17 protein-coding genes are annotated in these 18,595 nt (G+C 53.4%); 12 read left to right on the top strand and 5 right to left on the bottom strand.

The genetic code is table 11. The features are described from left to right. Window positions 1–13: 13 nt before the first annotated feature. The 4 genes from SHEW_RS02445 to SHEW_RS02430 all read left to right on the top strand — a co-directional run bounded on the left by SHEW_RS02445 (window position 14) and on the right by SHEW_RS02430 (window position 3,052). Window positions 14–811 (top strand): NYN domain-containing protein, encoded by a 798-nt coding sequence (locus SHEW_RS02445; protein ID WP_011864282.1) that lies wholly within the window; start codon window positions 14–16, stop codon window positions 809–811. 216 nt (window positions 812–1,027) lie between these two features. Continuing rightward, window positions 1,028–2,194 (top strand): hypothetical protein, encoded by a 1,167-nt coding sequence (locus tag SHEW_RS02440; protein ID WP_011864281.1) that lies wholly within the window; start codon window positions 1,028–1,030, stop codon window positions 2,192–2,194. Beyond that, window positions 2,181–2,528 carry an STAS-like domain-containing protein gene (locus SHEW_RS02435; RefSeq protein ID WP_011864280.1) on the top strand — a complete coding sequence of 116 codons (348 nt, stop codon included), beginning with the start codon at window positions 2,181–2,183 and terminating at the stop codon, window positions 2,526–2,528. The genes SHEW_RS02440 and SHEW_RS02435 overlap by 14 nt, the downstream gene beginning before the upstream one ends. Continuing rightward, on the top strand, window positions 2,525–3,052 hold the full coding sequence (locus SHEW_RS02430) for a hypothetical protein (protein ID WP_011864279.1): 528 nt from the start codon (window positions 2,525–2,527) through the stop codon (window positions 3,050–3,052). Before SHEW_RS02435 ends, SHEW_RS02430 begins: the two co-directional genes overlap by 4 nt. Window positions 3,053–3,578: 526 nt before the next feature. Here SHEW_RS02430 and groL read toward each other — a convergent pair. Continuing rightward, window positions 3,579–5,228 (bottom strand): chaperonin GroEL, encoded by a 1,650-nt coding sequence (groL, locus tag SHEW_RS02425; protein ID WP_011864278.1) that lies wholly within the window; start codon window positions 5,226–5,228, stop codon window positions 3,579–3,581. Window positions 5,229–5,284: 56 nt separating this feature from the next. Next, window positions 5,285–5,575 (bottom strand): co-chaperone GroES, encoded by a 291-nt coding sequence (locus tag SHEW_RS02420; protein WP_011864277.1) that lies wholly within the window; start codon window positions 5,573–5,575, stop codon window positions 5,285–5,287. Window positions 5,576–5,802: 227 nt separating this feature from the next. Here SHEW_RS02420 and SHEW_RS02415 point away from each other — a divergent pair, with 227 nt between their 5' ends. Together SHEW_RS02415 and SHEW_RS02410 are read left to right on the top strand one after the other, a co-directional pair. Continuing rightward, window positions 5,803–7,170: an MATE family efflux transporter gene (locus SHEW_RS02415; RefSeq protein WP_011864276.1), complete on the top strand. Its 1,368-nt coding sequence runs from the start codon at window positions 5,803–5,805 to the stop codon at window positions 7,168–7,170. A gap of 16 nt (window positions 7,171–7,186) precedes the next feature. Then, a complete protein-coding gene (locus SHEW_RS02410) occupies window positions 7,187–7,858 on the top strand; it encodes a Qnr family pentapeptide repeat protein (protein ID WP_011864275.1) in 672 nt (223 codons plus the stop codon). A gap of 2 nt (window positions 7,859–7,860) precedes the next feature. Here SHEW_RS02410 and SHEW_RS02405 read toward each other — a convergent pair whose 3' ends face one another. Continuing rightward, on the bottom strand, window positions 7,861–8,805 hold the full coding sequence (locus tag SHEW_RS02405) for a LysR family transcriptional regulator (RefSeq protein WP_011864274.1): 945 nt from the start codon (window positions 8,803–8,805) through the stop codon (window positions 7,861–7,863). A gap of 196 nt (window positions 8,806–9,001) precedes the next feature. Here SHEW_RS02405 and SHEW_RS02400 point away from each other — a divergent pair, with 196 nt between their 5' ends. From SHEW_RS02400 to SHEW_RS02380, 5 genes are all read left to right on the top strand, one after another. Then, window positions 9,002–10,084 carry an efflux RND transporter periplasmic adaptor subunit gene (locus tag SHEW_RS02400; RefSeq protein WP_011864273.1) on the top strand — a complete coding sequence of 361 codons (1,083 nt, stop codon included), beginning with the start codon at window positions 9,002–9,004 and terminating at the stop codon, window positions 10,082–10,084. 3 nt (window positions 10,085–10,087) lie between these two features. Then, window positions 10,088–13,162: an efflux RND transporter permease subunit gene (locus SHEW_RS02395; RefSeq protein ID WP_011864272.1), complete on the top strand. Its 3,075-nt coding sequence runs from the start codon at window positions 10,088–10,090 to the stop codon at window positions 13,160–13,162. Between the two features lie 196 nt (window positions 13,163–13,358). Continuing rightward, on the top strand, window positions 13,359–13,769 hold the full coding sequence (locus SHEW_RS02390) for a c-type cytochrome domain-containing protein (RefSeq protein ID WP_011864271.1): 411 nt from the start codon (window positions 13,359–13,361) through the stop codon (window positions 13,767–13,769). A 160-nt stretch (window positions 13,770–13,929) separates the two neighbouring features. After that, window positions 13,930–14,313: a hypothetical protein gene (locus SHEW_RS02385; RefSeq protein ID WP_011864270.1), complete on the top strand. Its 384-nt coding sequence runs from the start codon at window positions 13,930–13,932 to the stop codon at window positions 14,311–14,313. Between the two features lie 52 nt (window positions 14,314–14,365). Further along, window positions 14,366–14,749, top strand: coding sequence for a hypothetical protein (locus tag SHEW_RS02380; RefSeq protein WP_011864269.1), 384 nt, complete (start codon window positions 14,366–14,368; stop codon window positions 14,747–14,749). Between the two features lie 118 nt (window positions 14,750–14,867). Here the strand turns inward: SHEW_RS02380 and SHEW_RS02375 are convergent, their stop codons facing one another. After that, complete coding sequence (locus SHEW_RS02375) at window positions 14,868–15,176, bottom strand: hypothetical protein (RefSeq protein WP_223294754.1); 309 nt, start codon at window positions 15,174–15,176, stop codon at window positions 14,868–14,870. A gap of 309 nt (window positions 15,177–15,485) precedes the next feature. Between SHEW_RS02375 and SHEW_RS02370 the strand changes: the two genes are divergently transcribed. Then, complete coding sequence (locus tag SHEW_RS02370) at window positions 15,486–16,025, top strand: hypothetical protein (RefSeq protein ID WP_011864267.1); 540 nt, start codon at window positions 15,486–15,488, stop codon at window positions 16,023–16,025. A gap of 72 nt (window positions 16,026–16,097) precedes the next feature. Here the strand turns inward: SHEW_RS02370 and SHEW_RS02365 are convergent, their stop codons facing one another. Beyond that, window positions 16,098–18,497 carry a zinc-dependent metalloprotease gene (locus SHEW_RS02365; RefSeq protein ID WP_011864266.1) on the bottom strand — a complete coding sequence of 800 codons (2,400 nt, stop codon included), beginning with the start codon at window positions 18,495–18,497 and terminating at the stop codon, window positions 16,098–16,100. Between the last annotated feature and the right edge of the window lie 98 nt (window positions 18,498–18,595).

Here is an 18,595-nt window from a genome sequence, read left to right as displayed (position 1 = left end):
TCGGGGCTAGCAGATGCAAGACGTAGCGAAAATAGCGGTGTTTATCGACGCAGATAACGCACCGGCAAGAAAGTTTGACGTGATACTGGCTGAGCTAGCCAAACATGGCGTGGTGAGTATTCGCAAAGCCTACGGCAACTGGAAAAGCCCAGGCCTGAAGCACTGGGAAGACATACTGCACGAATATGCCATTCAACCTATTCAACAGTTCGACCTGACCAAAGGAAAGAACGCCACAGATATCGCACTGGTAATCGATGCCATGGACATCTTATACACCAAAGATATAGATATCATGTGCCTCATCTCCTCTGACTGCGACTTCACTCCCTTAGTCACCAGAGTGCTCTCAGACGGCAAAAAGGTATTCGGCTTTGGCGAACGTAAAGCCCCCACCGCTTTCGTCAACAGCTGCTCTCGCTTCCTCTACCTAGACGCAGAACCCGAAGTTGAAACCGAAGTAGAAGTGCCTATAGAGAAAGTAACTGAGTCAGCAACAGATAAAGAAGCAAAAACCACCACGCCAACCACAAAAGCCAGTGTTCCACGCAAACAAAACCTTAAAGGTGACACCAAGTTAATTCACCTACTGCGACAGGCAATTGAGGCAACAGAAGAAGATGACGGCTGGTCACGCCTCGGCCCCATCGGCTCTCACATTTCGAACCACAGCTCATTCGACCAAAGAAACTATGGCTTCAAGAAACTCAGCGATCTCTTCGCCGCCATAGACCTATTCGAGATGCGAAAAACCAACGGTTCAGTCATGTGGATCAGAGAGAGCAAACGAGCCAAGAAGAATGGGAAGTAAACTGCTACAAGAATTAACGACTCATTGAGCATTATCTATACAAAAATCTCTCCAGTAAAAAACTACGCAAAGAATAGAAATAGAACTTCCAAACCAATGTCTCTTTGCCCGGAATGCTATTTCTTAAAAATGAGTCAATCAAACACCTTATTATAAATTAAAAAATACCAATCAATGACCTACGGCAGCCATCAATAACACTTGGTACTCAGATAAATGAAAAAGAAACTACAAGTCCATGACCGAGAACTTGCAAAAAAAGCCAGCTTCTACGCTAATCGAATAGGAAAAAATCATAATATTTTTAAAGGCCATGCTATTCATTCATTCAATGGAAAAAAATTGGAGACAATTTTTAACATTCCAATTTTACCTGTACCCAAAATATTTGATATTGTTAGAACTGGTTACGATCAGGCATTTGTTGATTTTCTACAAGATTTTAAAATATTGCTCAGCGAGAAAAAACACATTTATCTGTCTTTCGTAAACACAACAGTCACAAATCTGCCAGTCTTTTTGTTGTTATATGAGATTCAAGACAAATACAATTGCAAAATATCCGTTATCTGGTCTAAAAAATCTCCATTCGTTAATAAGCTTATAAAAGATTCTGGAGCATTTTCCCCTAAAGCTGAGCGAAATCAGGCCATGTTTAACCCAAAAATAAAGAGAATTCCAGTCATAAGCGGCAGCAATCAAGAATATCAAACTTTTCCTGACGCCTTAGTCGACGCAATTAGAGATAAGTTTTACGACGGTGATATCCCGGACAATATCGAATCACGCATATCTCAAGCAGTAATTGAAACACTAGAAAATGTTGGTCGCCATGCTTATCCAGACCAACCTTTAGACAAAGATAAGAAATGGTGGCTAGTATGTTCAATTGGCCATAACGGGAATGAAAAAGAAGAGTATATGTATTTAGCAATATTCGATTCAGGCAGGGGCATACCACTATCATTTGAAGACAGTAAAGTATTCCAAAACAGAGTGAAAAAGCACTATCCGGAAGAGTTTTCTAAACTACTTCACGGTGAAATAGAAGATAACTCTAAATTAGGTCAGCTTACTAAGTTGGTGCGAACCGCAAAGTCTATGATTGCACCGCTACGAAATACTATCGGTGATTCAGGTCTAATCCATGCTTCCATGATGCATGACATGACAAGTTTAGATGATGATAGTCACGGGCAAGGAAGCGTTTCAATAAAAGATATTGTAACCACTGACGCAGACAGTAAACTAATCATATTGAGCAATAGCGGATGCTATCAATACAATAAAGGAGGCAAGGAAGAGCATACTAGGATAGAATTACAAAATGAACTATCTGGTACGTTACTTCAATGGAGCATAAAACTAGATGAACTCTGTTAAAACGATAGTGGTTACCAACGAATTCCACCCACGACCAAAAGGTCGATATAAAGATGACGCGCCAGGCTGTGAATTTACAGCTGGAGAAGTTTTTCGCGATACAATTTTAGTCGATGCTCTAAAGGCCAACGATAAAGTAATTGTTGATCTAACAGGATACAATAGATATGGAAGGTCATTTTTGGATGAAGCATTCGGGGGATTGATTTCCCGCAGAGGATTTACAAAAGAAGAATTAGATGAGAAGTTAACAATAAAACATGACACTGTAGAAAACTTTGTAACGACTGCTAATGATCGTATTATTGCTGCTGAACAAAAGAGACCAAAATGACTGGCTGGATAAAGTTCGAATGGATATTCATCAGTTGGATTCTTAGTCTATTTATACATCATCATAGTGTAAAGCGTGGAGCAATATCCGCTCAAAAAGACGCATTAATTGATCTAATAGCTTCTTTATCTGAGTTCAAATGGAGCGAAGAAAAAAGTGAAAAACTATATGAGCAAGAACGATATAACGCTAAAGTTTCTCGCGTAAATTGGAAACTTAGGCAGTTGAACAAACTTTCCTCATGTAAATTCATTAGCGAAGATAAATTAACGCCACTTTACAACTTTGATATAGAGTGTTATTTAGACAAAAAAACGTCTGTCGAGGATAGAGAGCGGCTAAAGTTTGAGCTGCAAGAATGTTGTGAAGACTTAATAGATGGAATTGAAAATACTCATTTCGACAAAATTGTATCATCAAAGTCTTATATGTTTTGGTCCTATCGCCATACACTCTTCGGTATGTTTTTCGGGACAGCCATTGTTTATTTATTTATTGAGATAATGAAATTTTTATTTAAATAAAACAACAGTCTTGACACCCATTAAAAATTGCAAGTCATTCCCCTGCATTCATTCACTTATAATATTAACTTTAAGCTTTAGCTTACTTATTAAAAATGGCCTTGAAAAAAACGCTATCTGACGATACCGCGGCTTCTATTCTTTTGGTTTCAGGCTGTTAGGCTTAAGACCAGCAGAGTATCTAGCGCAGGAAAAATCGTTTTAGAGCAAGGCATCTTCCCGCGACGTTTAGCTGTCTGCTAATACCTTACAAGCATGTGGCAACACAGCGCTGCTCACTCACCACAAAGCAAATCCCCTCTTCGTATATCCATATACTCCGGGGATAATCATATCCATATGAAAAAGCCCCGATACGGTTAAGTATCGGGGCTTTCATTTTTACGTTCTAAGCTTCTGAGCTTTAGACCAGCATTGCTTCTAGCGCAGGAAAAATCGTTTTAGAGCAAGGCATCTTGCCGCGACGTTTAGCTGTCTAAACGAGTGGCAAGATAACGCCGCTATAGACGATTTTAACCAGCTAGAATTACATCATGCCCATGCCGCCCATACCACCCATACCGCCGCCCATGCCGCCCATATCGCCAGCACCAGCTTCTTGCGGTACATCACCCACCATAGCTTCGGTAGTGATCATCAGACCTGCGATAGATGAAGCGAACTGTAGCGCGCTACGAGTCACCTTAGTTGGGTCAAGAATACCCATCTCTAGCATGTCACCATACACATCGCTACCGGCGTTGTAACCATAGTTACCAGAGCCGTTCTTAACATTGTTCGCTACAACTGAGGCTTCTTCACCTGCGTTGGTCGCGATTTGACGTAGAGGCGCTTCCATGGCGCGCAGTGCGATAGTCACACCGTGCTTCTGGTCTTCGTTAGCCACGTCCAGCTCACCAATCTTAGAAGCAACGCGGATCAGGGCAACACCACCACCGGCAACCACACCTTCTTCAACGGCGGCGCGAGTCGCGTGCAGCGCGTCTTCTACGCGAGCCTTCTTCTCTTTCATTTCAACTTCGGTAGCGGCACCGACTTTGATCACTGCAACACCGCCGGCCAGCTTAGCCATACGCTCTTGTAGTTTTTCACGGTCGTAGTCTGAAGTAGACTCTTCTGCCTGGATCTTGATCTGGGCAACACGGGCAGAGATCTGCTCTTGCTCGCCGGTACCGTCGATGATGGTAGTGTCATCTTTGGTGATAACCACGCGCTTAGCAGTACCTAGGTCTTCCAGAGTCGCTTTTTCAAGCTCAAGACCGATCTCTTCGGCAATCACAGTACCGCCAGTCAGGATAGCGATATCTTGTAGCATCGCCTTACGACGGTCACCGAAACCAGGTGCCTTAACCGCAGCCACTTTAACGATGCCGCGCATGTTGTTCACAACCAGAGTCGCCAGGGCTTCGCCTTCAACGTCTTCTGCGATGATCATCAGTGGCTTACCGGTTTTCGCCAGACCTTCAAGGATAGGCAGTAGCTCACGGATGTTAGAGATCTTCTTGTCAACCAATAGGATGTATGGGTTTTCAAGTTCAACGCTGCCGGTTTCTGGCTTGTTGATGAAGTATGGAGACAGGTAACCACGGTCGAACTGCATACCTTCAACCACGTCCAGCTCGTTCTCTAGGGCCTGACCTTCTTCAACTGTGATCACGCCTTCTTTACCAACTTTTTCCATCGCAGTTGCGATGATTTCGCCGATTGACTCGTCAGAGTTAGCAGAGATGGTACCTACCTGAGCGATAGCCTTAGTGTCGCTACACTCTTGAGACAGGGTTTTCAGCTCGGCAACGGCAGCTACAACCGCCTTGTCGATACCGCGCTTAAGATCCATTGGGTTCATGCCAGCGGCAACGGCTTTCAGGCCTTCGGTTACGATGGCTTGTGCCAGTACGGTTGCAGTAGTGGTACCGTCACCGGCGGCGTCGTTGGCTTTAGAAGCAACTTCTTTCACCATCTGCGCGCCCATGTTTTCGAACTTATCTTCCAGTTCGATCTCTTTAGCTACCGATACACCGTCTTTGGTGATCAGCGGCGCGCCGAAGCTCTTGTCTAGAACTACGTTACGGCCTTTAGGGCCTAGAGTAACTTTAACTGCGTTAGCCAGTACGTTTACGCCCGCAAGCATTTTTACGCGAGCGTCATTGCCAAATAAAACTTCTTTAGCTGCCATGTTCTGTATCCTTTAATAAAATTCTGGTTAAACGGGATATTGAGTAACTTAGTGGATTATTCCACTACAGCCATTAAATCTGATTCAGACAGGATCAACACCTCTTGGCCGTCGATCTTCTCTTTCTTCACGCCGTAACCTTCGTTGAAGATCACTATGTCACCCACTTTCACGTCCAGTGGTTGCACAGTGCCATTTTCAAGAATTCGGCCATTGCCTACTGCAAGAACTTCACCGCGAGTTGACTGCTCGGCTGCACTACCTGTTAGTACGATGCCACCGGCTGATTTTGATTCAACTTCAGAACGCTTAACAATGACGCGGTCATGTAATGGACGAATATTCATCTACGGACTCTCCTAATGATTTTTTTGCCCAACAAACGTTGGCGGTTTATCAAATTAAAAGTGCGGCGAGATAGCTTTCGCCGCGGGATGTTCGATATATGGGGATAAGGTTTAGCAGATCCAAGGGCTTTACAAAAAAAATCTGATTTTTTTTAACTGGGTTTTATAAAAGATCAGCCTTTCCTGATAGAATTGCCCTCCTTCTGTTACCTAGGCATTCCACATACATGAGAGACAGACACGGGCTGCTCAGTCAGCCAATCGGTCGTGTACTGCTAAATATGAGCCTCCCGAACCTGATTGGTATTCTCACCATTCTTGGGTTCAGCCTTGTAGACACCTTTTTTATCAGCCAGTTGGGGACAGAAGCCCTGGCGGCCATCAGCTTTACCTTTCCGGTCACCCTGATCGTCTCCAGCATCGCCATCGGCATAGGTGCCGGGGTATCGACTAATCTCGGCCGCCTCATCGGCAGTGGCAACAGCCCCAAGGCCAAGGTATTTCTGCATGACGCCCTGCTGATCACCTTCTGGCTGATCGCCGCCCTGTCCCTGCTGGGCAGCCTATTTATCGGCCCGCTGTTTACCCTGCTGGGCGCCAACGACGACAGCCTGCCGCTGATCCGCGACTATATGTTTCTCTGGTATCTGGGGGCGCCGCTGCTGGTGCTCTTGATGGTGGGCAACCAGGGGCTGCGCGCCACCGGCGATACCAAGTCGCCGGCCAAGATCATGGCGCTGGCGGCGGTGATCAACCTGGTGCTCGACCCGTTGCTGATCTTCGGTCTAGGCCCCTTCCCCCGCTTGGAAATTCAGGGCGCGGCCATCGCCACCCTGATCTCCTGGGTGGTGGCGCTGTCTCTGTCGGGTTACCTGCTTATCATCAAGCGCAACCTGGTGGACTTTGCCGAGTTTAACCTTGAGCGCATTCACTGCAACTGGCGCCAGCTGGCCCATATCGCCCAGCCTGCGGCGCTGATGAACCTGCTCAACCCTGTGGCCAACGCCATCATAATGGCCATGCTGGCGCGCATCGACCACAGCGCGGTGGCGGCATTCGGCGCCGGTACCCGTTTGGAATCGGTTTTGCTGATCGCCGTGATGGCGCTCTCCTCCAGTTTGGTGCCTTTTATCGCCCAAAACCTAGGGGCGGGACAGACGGAGCGCGCCCGCGACGCCCTCATGCTGTCGCTACGTTTCGTGCTGGTGTTCCAGACCCTCATCTATCTGCCGCTGGCACTCATGGCTACCCCTATTGCCCAACTGTTCAGTAAAGATCCCCAGGTGATCGAGTGGCTCAGCTTCTACATCATCGCCCTGCCCGCCGCCTATGGTCCACTGGGGATGGTGATCCTTACCGCCACCTCACTCAACGCCTATCACAGGCCGATGAGCTCCTTGGTGCTTAACGTCTGTCGCCTGTTTCTACTCCTGCTGCCGCTGGCGGCGCTGGGCTCTTATCTGGGCGGCGTGAAGGGCCTGCTGCTGGCGCTACCTATCACCAACGCCGTGATGGGGATCGCCTGTTATATCCTGGCCAGTCGCATCACAGAGCCAGACACCACGCCCAAGCATGTCGAGATCTACAAGCGTTAACAGAGGGCTAGCCGCCATGGATGATTTGCAACACGAGACGCTTGAACGGGATTACTTTGAGCATGACTTCAGCGGTAAAGATCTGCAGGGGCTACTGTTTCGTCGCTGCCGCTTCGTGCGCTGCAGCTTTAACCGCGCGGATTTGACCGACTGCCATTTCAAGCAGTGTCAGTTTGTCGAGCCCGGCGATCTGCTGGGGTGTGATTTTAGCTACGCCACGCTGATCAACGCCAAGTTCAGTGACTGTCGCCTCAACCTGGCGCGCTTCACCGGTGCCCGCTGTTTCGGCGCCGAGTTTCGAGCATCCAACCTGCAGGGCGCCGACTTCTACCGCGCCAGTTTCGCCAATCAAATCGGCATCAATCACTACTTCTGCAGCGCCGTATTCAGCGGCTGTAACCTCGCCTATGGCAACCTGTCTCAGGTGATACTGGAAGAGTGCGAACTGACCGACAACCGCTGGCGCGGCGCCAACCTGACCGGGGCATCGCTTAAGGGCAGTGACCTCAGCGGCGGCGAGTTTAGCCCTGAGCTGTGGGGCGAGTTCGATCTCAGGGGCGCCAACCTGACAAGGGTGGATCTCGAGGGGTTGGATCCCCGCGAGGTGGCGCTGGAAGGGGTGATGATAGACGCCTGGCAGCAGAGTCAGCTGCTGGCGCCCTTTGGCTTAATCGTCTGCGGCGAATAGCGTTAAATTAACGGCTTAATCGCCCCCTTGGTCCTGGCTTCACGATCGCAGGCACCATTTTGCAAACACTCATCTAGTGCCCGCAACACATGGTCGATAAAGCGCTGGCTGGCGAGGCTAATGAAACGCCGCGACGGATAGACGAGGAAGCACTTACCCTCATAGGGCTCGATATCTTCAAATAGCATCACCAGCTTGCCATTTTCCACATATTCCCGGGCGATCGGTAGCGGCATCATGGCGATGCCACGCCCCATCAAGGCCGCCTCTAGACAGGTACTCAGGCTGTTAACACACAGGTTACCCGTTACCGACAGTATCCTGTCTTTGCCGAAGGGCACCTCATTAAAGATCCTACCGTTGGGATAGCGAAACAAAATGGAGTTATGCTCGGGCAACTCCTCCGGCTTAGTCGGTTTACCCGCCCTCTCCAGGTATTCCGGGCTGGCAAAGAAATGCACGAATTCGCTGATGATATGCCGCGCCACCATCTCATTCTCGTTAAACGCATCTTCGAGCATGAAGGCCAGATCGATATTATTGCGGATCATATCCTTGGGCTCCGAGCTGACGATGATCTCCACCGTCAGCGCCGGATTAAGATCCATAAACTCGAATATCGCTTGAGTGATATACAAGAGCTCAGGGATCGGAAAGATCAGTATGCGTAGATGGCCGGTAACCGCCGCTTCCTTCCCCGACAGCTCGGAGAAGGTCTGCTCCAGAGTCGCCAGCAAGGGCGTGGTTTTATTGTAGAAATGGCTGCCCGAGGCGGTGAGGGTCATGGCGCGACTCTGGCGATGAAACAGCTTAACATTGAGCTCATCTTCCAGCGTCTGCAGGCGCCGACTCAGGGTCGATTTAGGCACATTGAGAATATCGGCAGCCTCGACCAGGCTGCCCGTCTCGACGATGCGGTGGAACAGGGCAATATCTTCGGTTTTCATCACAGTCTCACTTCAATAACAGGCGGCAGACCTGATTCTGTTATTACTTTGCACACAGTCACAGGGGTAAATCAAGTTAATACAGTTTCAATTTTTGGAACTCACGGTTCCACATAATTCCATTTTAATAGATGTATCGCGCTGCTATCTTAGCCGCCATGAGATACACCTTGTCACAAATGATGGAGTTTACGATATGAAACCCCTTACAACGTCACTTTCACTACTCGTATTAACTCTAGTACTTGCCGGCTGCAGCACAGAATCTGCCGAGATCGCTCCCGAGAGTGTTCGTCCCGTTAAGCTGCTGGAGATCACCGAGTTGGGAAGCGGCACCCTGAGAAGCTTCCCCGCCAAGGTCGCCGCCACCAAGCAGGCGGAACTGTCGTTCAGATTATCGGGTCAGCTGATCGAGTTCTCTCTAGTGGATGGCCAGCGCGTCACCAAGGGCGAGGTGCTGGCGCGCCTCGACGACAGAGACGCTCGCAACCAATTGCTCAACCGCGAGGCAGATCATGAACTGGCCCAGGCCGACTTTAACCGTAAGGGCGAGCTGCTGCGCCAGGCGCTGATCTCCCAGGCGGAATATGACCTGGCCAAGGCCCAGCTGAAATCCAGCGCCGCCAACCTGGCCAGCGCCCAGGATCAGCTGAGCTATACGGTGATCAAGGCGCCCTTCAGCGGCACGGTCGCCAAGACCAAGATAGAGAATTTTCAGATAGTACAGGCCAACCAGCCGGTTCTGGTGCTGCAGAAAGATCGCTTCATCGACGTAGTGATCCAGGTGCCCGAGTCGCTGGCCAGCCGTGTGACCTCCTTTAACCCACACTCGCCTTCACTGCCCATGGTGACCTTTAGCAATCACCCGGAGCAGCAGTATGCCGCGCGTCTCAAGGAGTTCGCCACTCAGGTGACGCCAGGCACCCAGAGCTACGAGGTGGTGTTTACCCTGCCGACCCCGACCGAATTTAGCGTGCTGCCGGGCATGAGTGCCCAGCTGATCTTGGATATCGCCGGTCCCGATGCCAAAAAGAAGAGCGCCATAGTGCCGCCGAGCGCCGTGCTCAAGCGAGATCAAGACGGTGAGCCTATCGTCTGGACCTATGATCTGGGCACGGGCCAGGTGAGCGCCCGCAAGGTGAGCCTGGGTAAGGTGACCAGTCAGGGGATAGAGATCACCCAGGGCCTGACGGTAGGTGACCGTGTGGTAGTCGCCGGTGTGGCCCAGCTGCACGAGAGTCAGCAGGTCAAGCCGCTGCGCTGGCAACGAGGTGTTTAACAGATGAATTTTGCCGAGTATTCGATCACCCACAAGGTGGTCAGTTGGATGTTTGCCCTGCTGCTCCTCATAGGTGGCAGCCTGTCGTTCATGAGCCTGGGGCAGCTGGAATTTCCCGAATTTACCATTAAAGAGGCACTGGTCGTCACCGCCTACCCTGGCGCTTCGCCGGAGCAGGTGGAGGAAGAGGTTACCCTGCCCCTGGAAGATGCGCTGCAGCAGCTCGATGGGGTGAAACATATCACCTCGATCAACAGCGCCGGCCTGTCGCAGATCCAGATTGAGATGGAGGACAAGTACGACGCCGAGAAGCTGCCGCAGATCTGGGATCTGGTGCGCCGTAAGGTAAGCGATACCCAGGGGAGTCTGCCCAGCGGCGCCATGACACCTCAGGTGATCGACGACTTCGGCGACGTCTATGGCATTCTGCTCAACCTCAGCGGCGACGGCTACAGCGAACGCGAGCTGGAAAACTATGCCGACTTTCTGCGCCGCGAGCTGGTGCTGGTCGATGGGATCAAGCGCGTCAACATCGCAGGTATCGTCGACCAACAGGTAGTAGTGGAGATCTCCACTCAGAAGATCAACGCCTTAGGCCTGAACCAGGACTATATCTATGGCCTGATCAACAGCCAGAACGTGGTCTCTAACGCGGGTAGCATTCGCGTGGGCGACAACCGTATCCGCATCCACCCCACGGGCGAGTTCGACAGCGTCGAGGCGCTATCACGCCTTGTGGTGAGTGCGCCCGGTAGCGCCAAGCTGATCTACCTGGGGGATATCGCCAACATCTACAAGGCGATGGACGAGACCCCGAGCAACCTGTATCACAGCGGCGGCGACATGGCGCTGTCTGTGGGCATCGCCTTCTCCAGCGGCGTCAACGTGGTCAAGGTGGGCGAGGCGGTCAATCAGAAGATGATGGCGCTCAGCGACGAGCTGCCGGTGGGCATGATGCTGACCACAGTCTACGACCAGAGCAAGATGGTGGATCAGACCATCAACGGCTTTTTGGTGAACCTGGCGGAATCGATCGCCATCGTTATCGGCGTGCTGCTGATCTTCATGGGGCTGAGATCTGGCCTGCTAATGGGGCTAGTGCTGCTGCTCACCATTCTCGGTACCTTCATCATGATGAAGGTGCTCAATATCGAGCTGCAGATCATCTCGCTGGGGGCATTGATCATCGCCCTGGGGATGTTGGTGGATAACGCCATCGTGGTAACTGAAGGGATCATCATAGGCCTCAAGCGCGGCCAGTCGCGTCTGGAGACCGCCAAGCAGGTGATCACTCAGACCCAGTGGCCACTGCTGGGGGCGACGGTTATTGCCATCATCGCCTTCGCGCCTATCGGTCTGTCGGACAACGCCACGGGTGAGTTTTGTATCTCTCTGTTCCTGGTGCTGCTGATCTCCCTGTTTATCAGCTGGATCACCGCCATGACGCTGACCCCCTTCTTCTGCGATCTGCTGTTTAAGGATGGCGAGATCCCCGATGAAGCAGATAGCGACCCCTACAAGGGTTGGCTGTTCCAGCTCTATCGCGGCAGCCTGAGCCTGGCGATGCGTTTTCGCGGCCTGACCCTGCTGGTCGTGCTGCTGGCCCTGGTGGGTTCGGTGATGGGCTTTGGTCAGGTGAAAAACGTCTTCTTCCCGGCCTCTAACACCCCTATCTTCTTCGTGGATGTGTGGATGCCTGAAGGCAGCGACATCAAGGCCACCGAGGCGCTGCTGGGTCGTATCGAGCAGGATTTAATGGCGGAGCAGGAGAAACAGGATCTCGGCCTGGTGAACATCACCAGTGTGGTCGGCCAGGGCGCCCAGCGCTTCGTGCTGCCCTATGTGCCGGAGAAGGGCTACGCCGCCTATGGCCAGCTGCTGATCGAGATGAGCAATCTGGAGACCCTCAATGCCTATATGCGCAGGCTCGAGCAGGACCTGGTACAGCACTACCCAGAGGCGGAATATCGCTTCAAGTATATGGAGAATGGCCCCAGCCCGGCGGCCAAGATCGAGGCACGCTTCTACGGCGAAGACCCAGAGGTGCTGAGACAGCTGGCCCAGCAGGCGAGCGAGATCTTCCTCGCCGAGCCGAGCGCCACCAGCGTGCGCCACAACTGGCGTAACCAGGTAACCCTGGTGCGTCCACAGCTGGCACTGGCTCAGGCCAGGGAAACCGGCATCAGTAAGCAAGATCTGGATAACGCCCTGCTGACCAACTTCAGCGGCAAGCATGTCGGCCTGTATCGTGAGAACAGCCATCTGCTACCAATTATTGCCCGGGCGCCGGCCGATGAACGTCTCAATGCCGACAGCATCTCGGCGCTGCAGGTGTGGAGCACGGAAAACAATGTGTTCGTGCCCATCTCTCAGGTGGTCAGTGACTTCACCACAGAGTGGGAAGATCCGCTGATCATGCGCCGCGACCGTAAGCGGGTGATCTCTGTGCTCGCCGACCCGTTGAACGGCGGCAACGAGACCGCTGACTCGGTATTTAGAAAACTGCGACCTAAGGTCGAGGCCATCAGCCTACCCGCCGGCTATGAGCTGGAATGGGGCGGCGAATATGAGACCTCAAGCGAGGCGCAGCAATCGGTATTTAGCTCGATCCCACTTGGCTACCTGGCGATGTTCCTGATAACCGTGCTGCTGTTTAACTCGGTCAGACAGCCCCTGGTGATCTGGTTTACCGTGCCGCTGGCGCTGATCGGCGTGGTCTCAGGCCTGCTGCTGTTCGATGCCCCCTTCAGCTTCATGGCGCTGCTGGGTCTGCTGAGTCTGACCGGGATGATCATCAAGAACGGTATCGTCCTGGTGGATCAGATAAACCTCGAGCTGAGTCAGGGTAAGGATGCCTACCGCGCGGTATTCGACTCCTCGGTGAGCCGTGTGCGTCCGGTGTTGATGGCGGCGATCACCACAATGCTGGGGATGATCCCCCTGCTGCCGGATGCCTTCTTCGGCTCCATGGCGATCACCATCATCTTCGGCCTTGGCTTCGCCTCTGTGCTCACCCTGGTGGTGCTGCCGGTGGCCTACACCCTGGTCTTCGGCATCAAGGTGCCTAAGACCGCATAACCCCTTTACATTTCGCTTCCCGGCGTGCCCGGCTCGAGAGAGTCGGGCTTTTTCTTTGGTTCATCTCGGTTTTAGCGGCAAGCTGGATTTACACCCGCTCACCACAGGCGCCTTGTCTCACTCACCACACAGGAGGATTAGGCGCGGCGGGACTATACTTAAACCGTACATAATACAAGGTTATTGGGAGGATACTATGTATGCTCATCACTCCATCGACAGGCGCCTGTTACTGGTGGCAGCATTGGCCGCCACGGCGCTACTGGGCTGTGAGCGGCCGGTGAGCTTCTCATCCGAAGTACAGCCCATACTCAACGCCTCCTGCATCAGCTGTCATTCGGGTGCAGGCGAAGGCATGGCAAAAACCCATCTGGCACTGGATAGCTATCAGGGCGTGATGCGCGGTACCCAGCTTGGCCCCGTCGTGGTTCCCGGCAGTTCCGCCTCCAGCACCCTCTACCTGGCGATCGACCATAAGGTCGATAGCAAGATCCAGATGCCGCCCCACCACAGTGATAAATTTGCGCAAGGCGAAGGAAAGCCCCTCAGCAGCGAGCAGATCGCCCTCATCAAGCGTTGGATAGATGAAGGCGCGAAACAGAACTAAGATTTCACCTGCTGACCACCGCCCCGAGGCGGTGGTTTTTTTGCTTCACAGATAAACAGCGCGGGTGTAGCTTGCATAAAAATTAATCCATAAGGCTAAACAGGCCCAAAAGAGCTGTTATTATCAGACTCACTTATAGGCCACTTAGTTGGACACGCCCATGGCTCGTCTGTTTTTGTTCACCCTATTTGCAGCCAGCCTGCTCATCACCGGAATACTGTCCGGCTGCGCCAATGGTCACGGTCAGGCCCAAGATCCGTCCCAGACTCAGTCTCAATCTAGTCACCAGGCAGAGCAGCAAGAGTTGGGGGCCATGGTGCAGGCGCTGCAGCAGGCGATCGCCACCCCATCACCCGAGCAGCTAGAGGTGATCGCCCGCTACGGCACGGATTCGCGCTACTATGTGATGGTGCGTGGCTGGCTGGTGCAGGAGCTGAGCGGCATTGAGAGTCAGCTCGCCGCCCAAGGCGACGGGGCACCCGAGACAATGCGGGCCAAGGCCGAACACCTCAGGGCCGCCATCAGGCGCATCGACCTGGAATAGTTCAGCCGCTAATGTGTAGAGGCTGAAACCAAACAACTCAGAAGCGAACATTATGAATAAAGCCATCATATCCACCCTGCTTTCGGCCTTCGTCTGCCCGGGGTCGGGCCACTTCTACCTCAAGCGCTATAACGCCGGGACACTGATCTCCTGCATCAGCCTGAGCGGCCTCGCCTACCTGCTGTATCAGGCGGTCAACCGCGCCGTAACGGTATCTGACCAGATTCTGTCGGGCGAGCTGCCGCTGGACTATGGCGCTATCTATGCCGCCATCAGCCAGGCACCCCAGGGTGGCGAGGCCTTCTGGGTCGAGGCCGCCACCTGGGCCTTCATCCTCGGCTGGCTCATCGGCATCATAGACGCCTATCGTCAGGGCCGTAAGCTGATGCGCCTGGAGGCGCGGCAGGGCGAGACGCACGCCGAGGCTAACCGCTAAGGTTCAAGAGACTGGCTCAAATGACCGACTCAAATCCTTAGCTAACTCTGCAAAACAACCGCAAAAACAGCCATAAAAAAAGGAGCCTAAGCGGCTCCTTCACAAGATCAAAAATGCTTTAGCTCTGTTTCCTGGCCGCTTCCGTGCGCGAGAAATCGTGCTGAGTCGTTCTCGGCTCGAGTTCGGTCTCATCGGCGGGAGGATTGTCGGCGAAGCGATACTCACTGTTGGCGGCGGTCGTCTTGGAAAAATCATGACGACTGCTTGACCGCTGCACCTGATCCAGCTGCGCACTTGGGTTGTTGGCAAAGAGATAATCGGCTCTTGCCGCAGCGGTCTTAGAGAAATCTGGTCTCTCGGCAAACGCCTGGGTAGTAAGTAGTAGAGAGGCTAAAGCTAAGGTCGTGCTGGCTAACAACTTCATCATGTACTCCAATCTTATTGACCACAATTAGCTAACAAAGATACTAACCTAAACCCCACATTTTTTGAACAAGATCACAGTAAGGCTTGCAAATTGTTACACTTTTTGCATGGCAAGCCACCCAGCAGCAAATTTGCTATTTGGGTGATTTGCTGGGTAAACTCACTTGGTTGCTGCAGCCGCTGAGTCTATTTGCATGACACGTGCGCAATGCACAGCAAATAAGGCAAGTCGGGCAGATATGGCTGGCACGACCCAATGACGCGTTACGGATAACCCTTAGCCCCTGGCTAAGCAGACAAGGAAACAAACATGTCGCACCTGATCAAACTGGCGGCCCTGGTGGCTGCGCTCTACTTTGGCTACCAACACTGGTTTGCCCCCTACCCGCTACAAACCTATCGCCTCACCTCTGTGCCCGTAAGCCTCAAGCTGTTGCCGGATCCTAAGGTGCTGCACAAGCAAAACACCCAGGTGGAGTTCGAGTCCCTCAATACCCAGAAAAAAGCCGATGACAAGCTCACCATGTTCGTGATGACCTTCAAGTCGTCGATGGAACGCTTCGAGCCAGAAGATCTGGAGTTTCTTCCGTATGAAATGGACAAATACACCAGCATGGCGGGGCCTGAAGTCGCCGCCATTCTCGAGGAGTTGATCCTCAGCAAGGGCTATATCAACACCAATGGCATGCGTGGCTACGAGGTAGAGATGCGTCTGCCCAAGGACGATACCCGCATGCTGCAACACATCTATATCATCGACGACCACCTACTGCTGTTGATGGCCAGCTATCAGTCCAGCCGTGAAGAGCAGACCGCCCGCAACTTCCTCGATTCGGTGCAGCGTCTCTAGCCCGCCGGCTCGGGCAAATTTAGACCATAAAAAAGCCCCGCGATGCGGGGCTTTTAGCTAATGTAACAGAGCTTAAATCGGCGAACCCGGCGGCATGGCCAACGGCTTGTGGATCAGCTTGTACTTGCTATCCTTCAGCCCCTTCTCCAGGCCATCGAGCAGCCACTGATAGTGGGCCGCCTCATAGTCGCTGCTGCGCTTCACCAGTCGGCTGAGCTGCTTCTGAGCAAAAGCCAGACGGCCCGCCAGCTGCGCCTTCACCTCGGGCGAACTCGCCCCGTCGTGGTAGCTAGCCAACAGGGCGTCGAGCACCACGGCGTTGACCCGCATCCATACCCCCTGGCTTGGGCCGTTAGGGGCATCGGCAAACACTGTTTTGGCCAGCAGCTTGTTTACCAGAGTGACGACGGAGAGCTGCTCCTTGTCGGCAAAGTAGCCCTGATTGACGCGATTTAGTCGCATCGGCTGCAGCAGCTGCCCACAGGTGTGACGACTCAGCACCTCGGCCATGCCGATAGGGTCGATCACCACGCCGGTGGCGCTATCGAAGCTTTCGCGGGTGGCGCCATAGTTGCCCGACTTCGGCACCAGAGCATCGGTCACCTTGGTTGGCAGCGCCAGGGCATCCACGCTCAGGCCCTGCAGCAGGCCCTCCAGGGCATTCTTTTGCAGCTCAGGCGCCATATAATGCCAGCTACGCCCGCCCTCCTGGGTGGAATAGGTATAGTCGGTGCCGCCGATAAACTTGGCCGCGGCTTCTATCTGATAGCGGGTTAGCAGATAGATGGGGACGAAGGCGTCGCGCAGCTCGCCATAGGGCTGGCCTTTCAGCAAGGCGGCATCGCTAAAGCCGTCGATGGCCACTTCACGCACCTTGGCCAGGCGGCTCAGCTCGGCCACAGGATCCTGGCCATTGTCCCACAGGCTGGCGTAGGCATGGCTGGCACCGGCGCGGCGCGAATCTGCTTCGCCGATATATCTTAGCCCCTGACGCTCCACCGCCTGCATCAGCTCAGTCAACTTAGCCTGTTGATCTTCCTGGCTAAACTGACCATAGCCATAGGCCACGGTAAACTTGTCCCAGGCACCGACGCCCTCATCATAGGGGGCAGAGATATCTATCTTGTCGCCCTTGAGGGTCGCCTTGGGGTGCGGGTAATCCATCACAGAGGCGTTATCGTTACTCGACGCCGCAAAGTTATGATCCAGGCCTAAGGTGTGGCCCACCTCATGGGCCGACAGCTGGCGAATACGCGCCAGGGAGAGCTCCGTCACCGCCTGGGCGGCCGCCTCCCTGTCTTGCCAGCCTGCGGTGAGGCCGCGGGCGATGAGGTGATCTTGCCTGACGCGCTGACTGCCCAAGGTTACATGGCCCTTGATGATCTCACCTGTGCGGGGATCGGCGATGGCGCTGCCATAAGACCAGCCGCGGGTCGCCCTGTGTACCCACTGGATCACGTTGTAGCGAATGTCCTGAGGGTCGGCATCTTCCGGCAGCAGCTCTACCTTGAAGCCGTTGATAAAGCCCGCCTCGTTGAAGGCGGTCTCCCACCAGCGAGCGCCCTCTAGCAGGGCGCTACGAATAGGCTCGGGCACACCGGGATCCAGATAGTAGATGATAGGTTTCACCACCTCGCTGGGCGCATCGCCCGGGGTGACCTTCTGCAGGCGATGACGCAGCAGATGGCGCTGCACTATGTCTTTGTCGATTGGCGCGCCGTAATCCAGATACTCGTCAGACAGGTAGCCACTGTTGGGGTGATAGGACCTGGGCTGGTAGTTGTCGTCCGGCAGCTCGACGAAGGAGTAGCGCATCCGCAGCGACATCTGTTTGCCATCTGGGGTGACCTCGGCCACCTGAGGCCCGGCCTTGGCGCCCTTGAAGGTGAGCAGTACGTCTACATCGCTGTTACGCTCGAAGGATTTCACCCCCTGAGGCAGGATGAGCGAGGTCTCCTTATCCAGCTGATAATGCCCCTGCTTGGTCTGCTCCAGGGTGTCGGCTATACCGTGCAGGTCTCGCAGTACCAGGTCGTTAATCGATACCAGCGCCTGCTTGCCCTCCAGCAGCTTGCCGCGCCAGAGCACAGATTCGGCGAAGGCCTCTTTGACTGCCCGCTGCTCGGCGCCGTTATCTGTGGTCGCCCGGTAGCGGGTGTTGAGCTGTTTCAGAATGAGATAGGGGCCGTGGCGCTCAAACTGCACCAGGCGGGTCATCCCCAGCTGGCCGCGATCCAGGCCGATATCGTTAGAGCCCACGCCATGGGGCAGGCTGGTCACCAGCAGGAAAGGCTGATTGAGGCGGGTCGCCTCCAGGTAGAGATCGCCCGAGCCTTGCTGATAGAAGAGGTTGATAAAGCCATTAGCGGCCTGGCTGCTCTTGATCACCTTAGCGCTATTTTCGACGGCGAGCAGGGGGCCAGTCGGGACCAGAATGAGGGCAAGGGCCAGCGCGAGTGTAGAGGGTCTCATGTTATCTCCTTGCTGAGACTTATAATGAGAGACTTAGTTGTTCAAATATTATGCGTCTCGTGAATATCAGTCACTTAGCTTAACAGGTCTCCACTCTG

The organism is Shewanella loihica PV-4 (assembly GCF_000016065.1).
GTDB lineage: Bacteria > Pseudomonadota > Gammaproteobacteria > Enterobacterales > Shewanellaceae > Shewanella > Shewanella loihica.
This window is presented reverse-complemented; position numbering and strand designations above follow the sequence as displayed.

Bases quoted from the DNA above. Each gene is read 5' to 3' on its own strand.
- SHEW_RS02365 (WP_011864266.1), bottom strand. From the start codon at position 18,497: ATGAGACCCTCTACACTCGCGCTGGCCCTTGCCCTCATTCTGGTCCCG.
- SHEW_RS02400 (WP_011864273.1), top strand. From the start codon at position 9,002: ATGAAACCCCTTACAACGTCACTTTCACTACTCGTATTAACTCTAGTA.
- groL (WP_011864278.1), bottom strand. From the start codon at position 5,228: ATGGCAGCTAAAGAAGTTTTATTTGGCAATGACGCTCGCGTAAAAATG.
- SHEW_RS02375 (WP_223294754.1), bottom strand. From the start codon at position 15,176: ATGATGAAGTTGTTAGCCAGCACGACCTTAGCTTTAGCCTCTCTACTA.
- SHEW_RS02445 (WP_011864282.1), top strand. From the start codon at position 14: ATGCAAGACGTAGCGAAAATAGCGGTGTTTATCGACGCAGATAACGCA.
- SHEW_RS02420 (WP_011864277.1), bottom strand. From the start codon at position 5,575: ATGAATATTCGTCCATTACATGACCGCGTCATTGTTAAGCGTTCTGAA.
- SHEW_RS02380 (WP_011864269.1), top strand. From the start codon at position 14,366: ATGAATAAAGCCATCATATCCACCCTGCTTTCGGCCTTCGTCTGCCCG.
- SHEW_RS02370 (WP_011864267.1), top strand. From the start codon at position 15,486: ATGTCGCACCTGATCAAACTGGCGGCCCTGGTGGCTGCGCTCTACTTT.
- SHEW_RS02415 (WP_011864276.1), top strand. From the start codon at position 5,803: ATGAGAGACAGACACGGGCTGCTCAGTCAGCCAATCGGTCGTGTACTG.
- SHEW_RS02395 (WP_011864272.1), top strand. From the start codon at position 10,088: ATGAATTTTGCCGAGTATTCGATCACCCACAAGGTGGTCAGTTGGATG.
- SHEW_RS02440 (WP_011864281.1), top strand. From the start codon at position 1,028: ATGAAAAAGAAACTACAAGTCCATGACCGAGAACTTGCAAAAAAAGCC.
- SHEW_RS02435 (WP_011864280.1), top strand. From the start codon at position 2,181: ATGAACTCTGTTAAAACGATAGTGGTTACCAACGAATTCCACCCACGA.
- SHEW_RS02430 (WP_011864279.1), top strand. From the start codon at position 2,525: ATGACTGGCTGGATAAAGTTCGAATGGATATTCATCAGTTGGATTCTT.
- SHEW_RS02410 (WP_011864275.1), top strand. From the start codon at position 7,187: ATGGATGATTTGCAACACGAGACGCTTGAACGGGATTACTTTGAGCAT.
- SHEW_RS02405 (WP_011864274.1), bottom strand. From the start codon at position 8,805: ATGAAAACCGAAGATATTGCCCTGTTCCACCGCATCGTCGAGACGGGC.
- SHEW_RS02390 (WP_011864271.1), top strand. From the start codon at position 13,359: ATGTATGCTCATCACTCCATCGACAGGCGCCTGTTACTGGTGGCAGCA.
- SHEW_RS02385 (WP_011864270.1), top strand. From the start codon at position 13,930: ATGGCTCGTCTGTTTTTGTTCACCCTATTTGCAGCCAGCCTGCTCATC.